The sequence below is a fragment of the Phyllobacterium sp. A18/5-2 genome, assembly GCF_025452215.1.
GTDB classification, from domain to species: domain Bacteria; phylum Pseudomonadota; class Alphaproteobacteria; order Rhizobiales; family Rhizobiaceae; genus Phyllobacterium; species Phyllobacterium sophorae.
The window spans coordinates 2028576-2040650 of the sequence record NZ_CP104966.1 but is presented as its reverse complement, the minus strand read 5'-3'; the positions used below and the strand labels follow the sequence as shown (position 1 = coordinate 2040650).

Sequence of the window (12075 nt, the reverse complement as noted above, 5' to 3'; positions counted from 1 at the left end):
GCCCCGGCTACTGGGAGATCATGGGCTTTTGCAGCGCGATCAGCGCGTCAGTCAGACCTTTCAGCGAAAACTTGATGTTGATATTCTGCCCATTCATAAGCCGAAGGCGGGCGCCGCCGCTCGTCCCCTTCTGCAAGGCACCGACCACTTTTGCATCCAGCTTCTGCTGGGCCCAACAGCCGGCTTCATTGCAATTGCGGTAACTGATTTCAGTGATGGAACTGCCATCCGCTTCAATCAGAAATCCCGATGGGAGGAAAATGTTGAGGGGGACGAGCGCTGTCAGCAGAAGATCTGGCGCCTGCTTCTTGTCTTTCTTAACGGGGTCGAGGGCCGTTGGGGCAATGGCCAAAGTCAGCACGTTGACGTCCGTGTCGCCTTGCTTGACTTGCGCCACCTGCGCCACTTCACAATTCGGGACAATCGTGCCGTCCGCTGCCTTCATGTCCACGCAGCGGTAGAACCAATCCTGATACTGGACCGACCGTACCTGAGGCTCGCTTGCCTGCTGAGGCTGAGGGGGAGCAGCTGCCGCAGATGGCGCTTGCTGGGCACAGGCAGTTCCCGTGGCGCAAAAAATAGCAATTGTGCCCATGGCGAGGCTAAAATCTCTGAACATATCAATCTCACATTCACAATAAATTCAATAAAGCGGAGCGCACGTTGCGGCGGAAAAGCCGCAAGCAATTGGCAAAAAACAACGAACTCAGATGGCAACAAACTCCCGTTGGGCAATAATGAGCGGTTTACAGTCGATATGACATTGGCGTCAATCAACCGCCTACACGTCAGTTCGGCTCGCTGAGGTCACCGAGCAGCGTCGGGATCAACTCGGAGACGGTCGGGTGAATAGGCACAGCCCATTTCAAGGTCGAATAGCCGACATCGGCGTTCATTATGTCAAGTATGCCATGGATGGCCTCGTCGCCGCCGGTGCCCAATATGGCCGCGCCGAGAATCTTCTTGGTTTCGGCGTCCACGACGACCTTCATGAATCCTTGGGTTTCGTCTTTCTCCACTGCGCGGCCAACACGGGTCATCGGACGTTTGGAAACCAGCAGCGCCCTTCCCGTCTTGCGGGCTTGCGTCTCGCTCATTCCCGCGCGTCCCAGCGGCGGGTCGATATAGAGCGCGTAGCCAGGAATGCGATCACTGACCTTGCGGTCTTCGCCATCGAGAAGGTTCGCCGCGACGATCTCGAAATCATTATAGGCCGTATGAGTGAAGGCGCCGCGTCCATTGCAGTCGCCAAGCGCCCACACGCCCGTGACATTCGTTTCAAGCTGGTCGTTGACCTCGACATAACCGCGTTCATCGAGCTTGATGCCGGCCCTGTCGAGGCCGAGATCATCGGTGTTGGGCCGCCTTCCGATCGCCAGCAGCACGTGCGAGCCGACAGCATTGCGTGAACCTGTACTGCAATCGAGATTGACTTGCGTGCCATCCGCATGCCGTTTGAAGGAGATGCATTCCGCGTCGAGCCGGCATGAAATTCCCTCGGCTTCCAGAATATCCTTGATCGCAACTGAAACATCTTCGTCTTCGCGCGCAACGAGCCGTGACCCCTTTTCGACCACGGTCACCTCTGCGCCGAAGCGCCGGTACATCTGCGCGAATTCGAGCCCGATATAGCTGCCGCCAACCACGACCAGATGTCTGGGCAAGGTATCCAGCGCCAGGATCGACGTGTTGGTCAGGAAATCGACATCCTTTACGCCCGGCATGTCGGGAACATTTGCGCGGCCGCCGGCATTGATGAAGATGCGCGGGGCCGTGAAAGCCTGGCCATCGATGTCGATTTCGTGCGGCCCGGTGAAGCGGGCATGCCCCTTGATGACGGTACAATCCGTCATGCCGCGCAGCCATTTTTCGACACCGCCACGCGAGTTCGCGGACACGGTAGCTGCCCGCTGCTTTACGCGCTTCATGTCGATACGGACGGGCGAGTCGATGGTGACACCGTAATCACCTCCACGCCGCGCAAGATGGGCCGCGTAGGCACTGGCGACGAGGGTCTTCGTCGGCATGCACCCCGTATTGACGCAAGTGCCGCCGAACAGATTGCGCTCGACGATGAGGACCTTCATGCCAGCGGCCGTCAGCCGCCCGGCAAGGGATGGCCCAGCCTGTCCCGCCCCGATGATGATTGCGTCGAAAGCCTTGTTCATGGTCGTTCCGCCCCGCTTGCTGATTGCTTGGAATGGCGCGCCTCCCAGCATAGATCAGGGCATGAAAACAAGGAATTGGTAATCTTTCGAAATATCGAGTGAATGTCAGGTTCAGGCAGCGTTCAGGTCAAGACGTATATCATCGCAGCGTTCCACGGGGTATCTGTCATGCTTGTTCAGCGTCTTGGCATTGTGTTTTTTATTTTCCTCGCCTTTGCTTTGTCCTTTGGCAGTATTGTCAACCATGCAAAGTCCAGCCGGCTCGCTCATCCTGATTTTCAGGCCGATCTCATACATCGACAAAACTGAGCGCGAGACGCCTCAATCGCCCTTTTTCTTGCGTGCCTCCGCGGCGTCGAGACGGTCCAGCAGGTCAAGAAAGCGCTTTGGAACGTTTTTTGCGGCTGGTATTGGGTTGGCGCTTTTCATCGCTTGCTGGAATTCCGGTCGCAGAACCTGATCGCGGACGACACTCGCCATGGGGTGGCGCGAAGCCACGGGTTTTGCTGCCATGATCTTTCCAATCGATTCTAAAGCGAGGAAAAAACTCGCTGTTCTCGCGTCACGCGTCTCCCGGATCACCCACTCAAGCCGCAACGCGGCATAGGGTCTTTCGTTTCAAATTGTATGGGGGTATGGTCAACAAATACTGAAGATTACCGACGTGACCGGCGACTGAACCGCACTTGCGCATCAGCGGGGCGTTACCTCATTTATAAATTCCGGGTGTGGAACCTGAACTGGGTCACTGCGTTTTCCTCAAAAGTTGGGAGGGATACCTATGTTGATCCGCGTCGGCTACGAAATTGCCATCAGATGCAATGAACCAACCCCTATGAACACTTATCTCAATCTGGAATCGGCGCGGATACCGGATATTCAGTGCGAGCGGGGTCCCACGGCTACACCGGACGTGCGGCTGGAAACATTTCGCGATCTTTTCGGCAATCGCTGTCTGCGTTTGGTAGCGCCCGCCGGCAATCTGTCATTGAAATACGATGCCGTCGTCAATGATGATGGCAGGCCCGACCCCGTCGACGAGGACGCGGCGGAAGTAAGCGTGGACAAGGTGCCCGTTGAATGCCTTACTTATCTTTCGGCCAGCCGCTACTGCGAAACCGACGAGCTGAGCAACCTTGCATGGAACCTGTTCGGCCATATCAAACCGGGCTGGGGCAGAGTTCAAGCGATCTGCGATTACGTGAATCAGCGCCTGACATTCAGCTATGGTTTTGCGCGGGCGACACGCACTGCCATGCAGGCGCACGAGGAGCGCGCCGGCGTTTGCAGGGATTTCACGCATCTTGCAGTTGCATTCTGCCGATGCATGAATATTCCCGCGCGCTATGTCAATGGCTATCTGGGCGATATCGGGGTTCCGCCCGACCCGGCACCGATGGATTTCAACGCCTGGTTCGAAGTGTTCCTCGGGGGTAAATGGCACACATTCGACGCACGCCACAATCAACGGCGCATCGGCCGGATTGTCGTGGCGCGCGGGCGGGACGCCGCTGATATCCCGTTGATCCATACGTTCGGCCCCCATGAGCTGACGAATTTCAAGGTCTGGACCTTTGAGGAACACGACCCTTCCTTTGCCAGTCAGCGCTTCGAGAAAGTATCGCTGATCACGCCATGGTTCAGCCCGCGATGGTCGCGCCTTTCGCGTCACATAAGGGAAAGGAGCGAGGCCGAGCCGTCCCCGCATTAGTCAGTATCTGGCCCGCCATCTTCAACGGTTCACGCGGTAGGAAGCCGGCTTATTTCATCGGTTCCACTTTGCCATATTTCAAGCGTAACGGACGGGTGCTGCAGTGCGGTAAGCCCTTTCAAATCCGGATGAATTCTTTTCAATTTGCCATGCCACAATTGGCGCGTTACGATTCTTGCGTCGCTGGAGTTCAATGAGAGAGAAAGGAACAATTCCATGCCTTTCGACAATCCTCCTAATCCGACCTACTCCCAGGATGACTGGAATGTGATGCAAGCTGCCTACGATAAGGCGGCGGCGACGCTCGTGGTGAAGTCAAGCACGGACGAAGAAGCGAAAATCATTGCCGAAACAGTGATGACAGCATTCAATCGCGGCAACAGGGACGTCAATTCCCTCGCGGCGCTTGCTGTGATTACCGCCATCAATTCTCATCCCGCCGTGAGCGGGAGCCAGGGTGAACCAGAAAAGCGCTACGCGTAAACCGGCACCGCTGCACTTTGACTTTCAATCGCTTTTACGGCACATCAGACTGCAGGAATTGTCGTGCAGCTGAGGTCGGGGAATGAAATTTATTACTTTCGCAACGCTTTTGAGCAGCCTCTTGCTGACCGCTTGCGGGTCAACCTATGCGAGCTGGTCGCCGCGCAGAAGCGAAATTTCAACTCCGAACCCAGCGAGTTGTCAAAGCGGCTATGGTGTGTGCCCGGGCAGATATGGCCGCGCCAGCCAAATGCGCCATTCATCCTAGGTCAGCCGGCAAAACTCTGGCGGAACAGCCTGTTCAGATCGTCAATGACGTTTCTTGCTTCGTGGTTTTTCAGGAGCCCCGTATTGAGACGGTCTGAAGCGGCCTGCTGAAATGCCATGTACCCATTGTGGCGCGGACGCATCCATGAGCCCTCCAGCGTCTTGCGCGCCGCAAAATAAAAATCCGCCGTTTCCGAATTGACCTTTTCATCCTCCCAGGCATCAGCATGGCCAGGTTGACCGCCGGCAGAAGCATAGGGACCGCGCTGTACCTTCCCGCTTGCTATCCAGTAGGCGAAATCCACCGCCGCGTCCCGATTTGGTGAGAAGGCGGATATGGCGATACCGGTGCCTCCCAGCGCCGAACCAACGGGGCCATTCGTGCCCGCCGCCGGTATGTCGGCAAAGGCTATACGGCCGGGACGGAACCCCTCGATCGCGTAGTTGACATAGCCGTAAATCAAAGGCGAATAGGCGATGGTCGAACCCGCAGCGGACATCTTTTCCAGGACTGCGATCGGATCCATGCCAAAACAGGCCGGGTCGATCAGCGAAACAATCTCACGCATCATGTCAAATGTTCTTGCGCCGTTCTCGGGACAGATCAAATCCCCGAGCTTCGCTGCGGCACAGGGTGATCCCATATTGGCGCTGAGGGTGTAAAAGCTCATCAGCGTATGCGGCGGCCGAAGCGGCAGAAGAACTTTTCCCTCCCGTGCGAGGGTCAAGGCGCCGTTCCATGCGACAGGGGGTTTTGCCAGCAAATCCGGTCGCCACGCAGCGACTTGAGCCGCAGTATCAACAGGAAATGCCCATTGCCGGCCTTGCCAGCGATAACTCTGATAAGACTGCCCGACGCTGCCTTTGACCAGAGCTGCCGCGATCTGCTTGACGTCCAGGAACGTCAAGCGGGGCAAGGCAGCTTTCCGCCGTAATCTGGCCGACATGCGGATGATCGATGACGATCAGGTCATACTCCCGCGCCAGCTCTTCGACCGGAAACGATTCAAAATCCTGCAGTGAACGTTTTTCCCATTCGATGCCGACACCCGTTTGCTCTTCCCATAGCCTGGAGCAGGCAACCATGGGATCGTAGCCGCGCGGATGGTTCCACGTCATGCCTTTCAACTTTATTTCAATCACAGCGCGAACTCCTTGCGGATAGCCTCGCTATGTTCACCGATACGCGGCGCGGCACGATCAAACTTTGCACGCTGGCCATTGACCCGGATGGGCGAGCGCGTGGTGAGGATGGAAACGTTATCGTCCCGCTCCACTTTCTGCAGCATGTCGAGAACCTTGAAGCCTTCGCTCTGCAGGAGTTCCTCCCAATTCAACACCTTGGCGCACCAGATATCGGCAGGTTCAAGGATCGAGAGCCAATGGCCGGTCGTTTCCGTTGCCAGCCTGGCTGCGATGATGCGCTTGATTTCGTCGCGTTGCGTGAACCATGAAGCAGGCTCATCGCGATAGGGAGCAAGTTCTTCAAGTTCCAGAAGATCTGCCAGTTTCGACAATGGGGTCATCGCGAGTGCCAGGTAGCCGTCCCTTGTCTGGTAAACTCCATAAGGGGCAGAAAGGTAGGCGTGCGCACTGCGGAAATCCGACCGCTTCGGCAGGCGGCGGCCATCGTTCAAATGTGTGGTCAGCACCTCGAACTGGAAATCGATCAGCGATTCCATGAGACTGGTTTCGATATGACTGCCCTTGCCGCTGATGCCACGGCGCACCAGCGCGGCGAGGATACCCTGCACCGTCGCGGCTCCCGCCAGCATATCGCCGACGGCAAGGCCGAAGGGCACCGGTCCCTGGCTCTCATCGCCATTGAGCCACATGAGGCCGGAGCGCGATTGCGCCAAAAGGTCCTGACCCGGCCGCGACACCCAAGGGCCCTCTTCGCCATACCCGCTGATGCTGGCATAGACGAGCTGGGGATTGATCGCCTTAACAGTCTCATAGCCGAGGCCAAGCCGCTCGATCACACCGGGGCGGAAATTCTGAATCAGCACATCGGCCCTGGCGAGCAGCGATTTTAACGACGCGACATCGGCCGCGCTCTTGAGGTCTATGGCCAGACTTTCCTTGGCGCGGTTGATCGCATGGAAAATCGTGGAATCGCCGCCGATTTCCGTATCGCTGAGATAAAGCCGGCGGGAGAGGTCGCCACCATCCGGACGCTCGATCTTGATGACGCGGGCACCGAGATCCATCAGCCGCAGCGAAGCATAGGGGCCAGACAGGAACTGGCTCATATCGACGACAAGCAGGCCCGTCAGAGGTAATTCAGTGGTCTCGGCAGTCATTATTTCTCGGTCTTTCCAATGAAATCGGCGGGGTTGTTGTATTTCACCGTTTGCAAATGTTCGCAGTAGAGGACGAGTTCGCCCTCATTCTTGAACACTTCGTAGCTGGCACGGATCAGGCCCAGTTCCTTGTAGCGCGGTCGCTTATCCAGATTGGTGCGGATGGTGTAGATCGTATCGTTGAGGAAGACTGGCTTTATGAAGCGCAACTTGTCATAACCGTAGGAAAAGGCGTTGACGCAATTCGTCGCCACCAGGCCAAGCCCGGCGGAAAACACGAACGCCCCTGCAATCAGCCGTTTGCCAAAAATGCCATCGCTCTCGGCAAACATCTGGTCCTGCACGTATGGGTGGATATCCGTGACCAGCATGTTGAAGAGGTGGCTGTCGCTCTCCGAGATCGTCCGGCGCAGCGAGCGGATTTTCTGCCCGGCCGGCCAGTCCTCGTAGAACCAGTTTTCGGCATTCCACACCGGCAATGCGGCATGATCGGCCGGCATGTCCATCGGATGGGTAGTTGAAACACCGACTGTCGGTGCAAAGGCCGTCATCGTGGCATGTTCCCGTCAGCCGGACGAACGCGCACCCCTGATGGCATCTGTCACCCTCCCATATCTTCTCTTGTGAATATCTTTTTCACATATGGGTACAAATGACAAGACTGTTGAATGGATATCGCCCCTCGCGCCACGTAGATCGACTAGCCGGCCGGGAAGCAAAGCGGTTTCTGTTGGTGGGAACTTGTCCTAGTCCGTCACCGCTCCTTCGCTCGCCGACTTAGCCAGCTTGGCGAATTTGGCCAGCACACCGCGCGTGTACCGCGGCGGCGGCTGCTTCCACTGAGCGCGGCGTGCTTCTATTTCAGCCTCGCCAACCTCGAAGTTGCAGCAATTGCTTATGGGCGTCGATAGTGATCGTGTCGCCTTCCTGGACCAGCGCAATGGTGCCGCCTTCAAAAGCCTCCGGGGTGACATGGCCGACGACCATGCCCCAGGTTCCACCGGAAAAGCGCCCGTCCGTGATCAGTCCGACACTTTCGCCAAGGCCCCGGCCGATAATCGCTGAAGTTGGCGCCAGCATTTCCGGCATGCCCGGGCCACCTTTCGGGCCAAGATAACGCAGCACCACCACATCTCCCGGCCGGATCTTGTCGGAAAGGATCGCGTCCATGGCTGACTGCTCGTCGTCAAAGACGCGTGCGGGTCCCTGGATGACGGGGTTTTTCAACCCTGTGATCTTGGCCACTGCGCCGCCCGTCGCAAGATTGCCCTTGAGGATCGCCAGATGCCCCTGCTTGTAGAGCGCCCTGTCGATGGGCCGTATGACATTCTGATCGGCCGGCGGTGCATCCGGGATATGCACCAGTTCCTCGGCAAGCGTGCGTCCCGTGATGGTAGGGCAGTCGCCGTGCAGGAGACCTGCATTCAACAGGATTTTGAGGACCTGCGGAATGCCGCCGACCTTGTGCAGATCGACCGCCATATACTGGCCGGACGGCCTGAGATTACAGATCACCGGCACCTTGCGGCGCACCCGCTCAAAGTCTTCGAGCGTCCATTCCACTTCCGCCGCATGGGCGATGGCAAGGAAATGCAGCACGCCATTGGTGGAACCGCCCGTCGCCATGATCAGCGCCACGGCATTTTCAATGGATTTGCGTGTGATGATATCGCGCGGGCGGATATTTCTGCGCACGGCTTCAACCAGAACGCGCGCGGATTGTTCTGTACTGTCTACTTTTTCCGCATCGGGATTGGCCATGGTCGACGATGACAGCAGCGACATGCCGAGCGCCTCGAAAGCCGAACTCATCGTGTTGGCCGTATACATGCCACCACAAGAGCCGGTCGATGGACAGGCGTGGCGCTCGATGCCTTCGAAGTCCTCCTCGCTCATCTTCCCGGCCATAAAAGAGCCGACTGCCTCAAAGGAGGAAACAATCGACAGATCCTTGCCCTTCCAATTGCCGGGCTTGATGGTTCCGCCGTAAACATAAATAGAGGGAACATTGGTGCGGGCCATCGCGATCATTCCGCCTGGCATGTTTTTGTCGCAACCGCCGATGACAAGAACGCCGTCCATCCATTGGCCGTTGACGCAGGTCTCGATGCAGTCAGCGATCACTTCGCGCGAGATCAGCGAATATTTCATGCCCTCGGTGCCCATCGCCATGCCATCGGAAATGGTGGGCGTGCCGAAGATTTGCGGGTTGCCGCCCGCCGCTTTTATCGCAGCGACAGCAGCATCGGCCAAAGGCTGCAGCCCCGCATTGCAGGGTGTGATCGTCGAATGGCCGTTGGCAATGCCGATCATAGGCTTGTCGAAATCAGCCTTCTCATAGCCCAGCGCATAGTACATGGCACGATTAGGCGACCGTGCGACGCCCTGGGTAATGTGTTTCGATCGCTCGTTGGCTGGCATGGCTCGGCTCCCATTCTCGATACAAGAATAGTTTTAGAGCTTTTCCAGATAAGTGCGAAAGAGAATCTTCAGCGAATAGCCTTGATCAGGCTCTTGTCGGGAAAGCAGGTCGGGGCCATTCCCTGCTTGAACTGCCAGTCACCGATCGAGCGGCGCGTCTTGAAGCCCGGGAAGCCATCCGCCCCGCCGGCATCATAGCCCTTCTTCTCGAGCACTTTTTGCAGACCGGCAATGTCCGAGCGATACAGGCCTCCGACATCGCCCCAGCCTGTGGAGAAACCCGTCGCACCGTTCGCTATACGATCTCCGGCATGGCCGATGAACAGCGCATAGAGATCACTCATATTGTATTCCTTGAGCACGTAGAAATTCTTCGTGACGATGAACGCTGGGCCGTGCCGCCCCGCCGGCATCACCAGGAAACCTTCGCGCTTTGCTTCGCTGGACGGGAACGGCTTGCCGTTGACGCGGGCGATGCCAAGCTTTTCCCATGCCGCGAACGGTTTGCCTTGGTCCGGTCCCTCGAGCGCACAGCTGACGCTGGCCGGAACGTTGACCTCGTAGCCCCAATCGCGGCCGCGCTGCCAGCCATACTGTGCGAGGTAATGTGCGATTGAACCCAGCGTGTCCGGCACCGAATTCCAGATGTCCCGCTTGCCATCGCCGTCGAAATCTACCGCGTGCTCGATGTAGGAACTCGGCATGAATTGCGGCTGGCCAAGCGCCCCGGCCCAGGAGCTCTTCATGCTGCCGGCGCCGATATAGCCCTTCTGGACAATCTCCAGTGCCGCCACCAGCTCCTCGCGGAACATATCCTTGCGCGTTGCCATGAACGCTTTGGTGCCAAGCACCGTAAAAGCATTGTAGGGAATCTTGACGCTGCCATAACCGCTTTCGCGGCCCCAGATGGCAAGGGCTATTTCGCCTGGAACGCCATACTTGTTCTCTACCGCCTTCAGTATCCGCGCATATTGCCCGGCTCGCGCCTTTCCGCCCGAGGTGACCGCGTTCACCGTCTTGTCGTTGAAATACTTGCCGGGCGAGCCGAATTCGGACTGCACCTGTTTCTGTGGCGTTTGCGGCTTTTCACCCGGCATGACCAGATCCGGCAGGTCGAAGTTCAGCGTCACGCCGGTGAACGCCTGATCGAAGGTTGGCTTGGAAACGCCCTTCGCCCTGGCTTCTGGCCAAAGGTCATTGGCAAGCCATGTTTGAAATTGGGCCTCGATTTCGGGCTTTGACGCCGCCAACCCTGCGCTTGCATCAACAGCGAGCAACATCCCTGCCACCGCCCCAAGGGCATATCTCAATGGACGTTGGATCAAGATGTCCTCCTAGAGTGTCGTTCGGGCGCGCAATGCCGCCGTCAATGTTCCTTCGTCGAGATAATCGAGTTCACCGCCAACGGGAACGCCATGGGCGAGCCTCGTGATGCGAACATCCAGCCCGGCAAGCTGATCGGTGATGTAATGCGCCGTCGTCTGGCCCTCGACCGTCGCGTTGACCGCCAGGATCACTTCCTTGATCTCGCCTTCCGCGACCCGTCCCACGAGCGTCATGATATTGAGATCGTCTGGGCCGATACCGTCGAGCGGCGACAGCCGTCCGCCCAGAACGTGGTAACGCACATTCATCGACCCGGCACGCTCCAGCGCCCAGAGATCGGAGACATCCTCGACGACGATGAGCGCCGCCCGTTCGCGGCGCGGATCGGTGCAGATCATGCAGGGATCGGATGTATCGACATTGCCGCACGTGCTGCAAATCCGCACTTTGTCCGCAGCATCCTGCATGGCCGAACCCAGTGGAATCAGCAGCGCTTCCTTCTTCTTGATCAGATACAGGGCTGCCCGGCGGGCGGAACGCGGCCCGAGCCCCGGCACTTTCGCCAGGAGCTGGATCAGGCGTTCAATTTCGGGACCGGCGATCTCGCTTCGACATGTCGCCGGTTTAAAGCAATTTGCGGTTTTAGGGAATCGGAGAGCGCTGCAAAGCCTCAACTGACTGCAATCAAAATGCTCAAAGAAACACAATCCTGGATTGGTTGTCCCATTTCACAGGCCGGATATTGATTGAGCAGGCGCAAAAAGCGCATGAGTTTGAGGGAAAAGCAGCAGCATCGTGCCAGCCGGTGCATTGGAGAAGATGGGCTTCTCCAACTGCGGCATCAGCCTTTGCTCAAACTTGGAGGTGAAACTATGCGGAGATTTCCGTTTAGCGTTGCTCTCATTATGAAAAAGAACCCGGACCGGCTGGCAGCTGATGATCCGGGTTCATTTCATATAACGAGGAAAGGGGGACGAGCGAAAGCTCGTTCCCCACTCCAAGCATAATATAAACGAGTTGGGCGGCCTTTCCAACAAACTTCTGGTTGCCGCCCAAGTGTCAAAACGGTAGCTTGAAACCGGGCGGTATGGGCAAACCAGCAGTCAGCGCCTGCGTCTTCTCGGCCATGATCGCCTCGACTTTTGCCTTGGCTTCATTGTGCGCAGCGATGATCAGGTCTTCGATGACCTCGATATCATCTTCCTTGAACAGCGACGGATCGATCGTCAGCGCCGTCAGCGCGCCCTTGCCGGAAAGCTTCACTGTGACGAGGCCGCCGCCTGCCTGGCCTTCCGCTTCCAATGCAGAAATCTCTTCCTGCATGGCCGCCATCTTGGCCTGCATTTCCTTGGCCTGTTTCATCATGCCCATAATGTCACGCATGGGAAAACTCCTG

The 12075-nt window shown here is 57.5% G+C and carries 12 protein-coding genes and 1 pseudogene; 2 read left to right on the top strand and 11 right to left on the bottom strand.

Features of this window, described 5'->3' with window-relative positions:
- Positions 1 to 7: 7 nt before the first annotated feature.
- From N8E89_RS10160 to N8E89_RS10145, 4 genes are all read right to left on the bottom strand, one after another.
- On the bottom strand, positions 8 to 619 hold the full coding sequence (locus tag N8E89_RS10160; RefSeq protein ID WP_245448783.1) for an invasion associated locus B family protein: 612 nt from the start codon (positions 617 to 619) through the stop codon (positions 8 to 10).
- A 169-nt stretch (positions 620 to 788) separates the two neighbouring features.
- Positions 789 to 2168, bottom strand: coding sequence for an FAD-containing oxidoreductase (locus N8E89_RS10155; protein WP_106664612.1), 1380 nt, complete (start codon positions 2166 to 2168; stop codon positions 789 to 791).
- A gap of 111 nt (positions 2169 to 2279) precedes the next feature.
- Entirely contained in the window at positions 2280 to 2438 is a 159-nt protein-coding gene (locus N8E89_RS10150; protein ID WP_162707224.1) for a hypothetical protein, read from the bottom strand.
- Between the two features lie 51 nt (positions 2439 to 2489).
- Complete coding sequence (locus tag N8E89_RS10145; protein ID WP_106664536.1) at positions 2490 to 2681, bottom strand: hypothetical protein; 192 nt, start codon at positions 2679 to 2681, stop codon at positions 2490 to 2492.
- Positions 2682 to 2949: 268 nt separating this feature from the next.
- Between N8E89_RS10145 and N8E89_RS10140 the strand changes: the two genes are divergently transcribed.
- Both N8E89_RS10140 and N8E89_RS10135 read left to right on the top strand, forming a co-directional pair.
- Complete coding sequence (locus N8E89_RS10140) at positions 2950 to 3879, top strand: transglutaminase-like domain-containing protein (RefSeq protein WP_106664537.1); 930 nt, start codon at positions 2950 to 2952, stop codon at positions 3877 to 3879.
- A 216-nt stretch (positions 3880 to 4095) separates the two neighbouring features.
- Positions 4096 to 4362, top strand: a complete 267-nt coding sequence (locus N8E89_RS10135; protein WP_106664539.1) for a hypothetical protein — start codon at positions 4096 to 4098, stop codon at positions 4360 to 4362.
- 269 nt (positions 4363 to 4631) lie between these two features.
- Here N8E89_RS10135 and N8E89_RS10130 read toward each other — a convergent pair.
- The 7 genes and pseudogenes from N8E89_RS10130 to N8E89_RS10095 all read right to left on the bottom strand — a co-directional run bounded on the left by N8E89_RS10130 (position 4632) and on the right by N8E89_RS10095 (position 12062).
- A pseudogene (locus N8E89_RS10130) lies at positions 4632 to 5769 on the bottom strand (extracellular solute-binding protein).
- Entirely contained in the window at positions 5769 to 6932 is a 1164-nt protein-coding gene (locus N8E89_RS10125; RefSeq protein ID WP_106664540.1) for a CaiB/BaiF CoA transferase family protein, read from the bottom strand. The pseudogene N8E89_RS10130 and the gene N8E89_RS10125 overlap by 1 nt, the downstream one beginning before the upstream one ends.
- Positions 6932 to 7483, bottom strand: coding sequence for a MaoC family dehydratase (locus N8E89_RS10120; protein WP_106664541.1), 552 nt, complete (start codon positions 7481 to 7483; stop codon positions 6932 to 6934). The genes N8E89_RS10125 and N8E89_RS10120 overlap by 1 nt, the downstream gene beginning before the upstream one ends.
- A gap of 310 nt (positions 7484 to 7793) precedes the next feature.
- Positions 7794 to 9353, bottom strand: a complete 1560-nt coding sequence (ilvD, locus tag N8E89_RS10110) for a dihydroxy-acid dehydratase (protein ID WP_262259817.1) — start codon at positions 9351 to 9353, stop codon at positions 7794 to 7796.
- Between the two features lie 68 nt (positions 9354 to 9421).
- Positions 9422 to 10633: a lytic murein transglycosylase gene (locus tag N8E89_RS10105; RefSeq protein ID WP_106664543.1), complete on the bottom strand. Its 1212-nt coding sequence runs from the start codon at positions 10631 to 10633 to the stop codon at positions 9422 to 9424.
- A 54-nt stretch (positions 10634 to 10687) separates the two neighbouring features.
- The gene (gene recR / locus N8E89_RS10100) at positions 10688 to 11281 is read right to left on the bottom strand and encodes a recombination mediator RecR (RefSeq protein WP_262261878.1); all 594 of its coding nucleotides are present in this window, start codon (positions 11279 to 11281) and stop codon (positions 10688 to 10690) included.
- Between the two features lie 457 nt (positions 11282 to 11738).
- Entirely contained in the window at positions 11739 to 12062 is a 324-nt protein-coding gene (locus N8E89_RS10095) for a YbaB/EbfC family nucleoid-associated protein (RefSeq protein ID WP_106664546.1), read from the bottom strand.
- Positions 12063 to 12075: the final 13 nt, after the last annotated feature.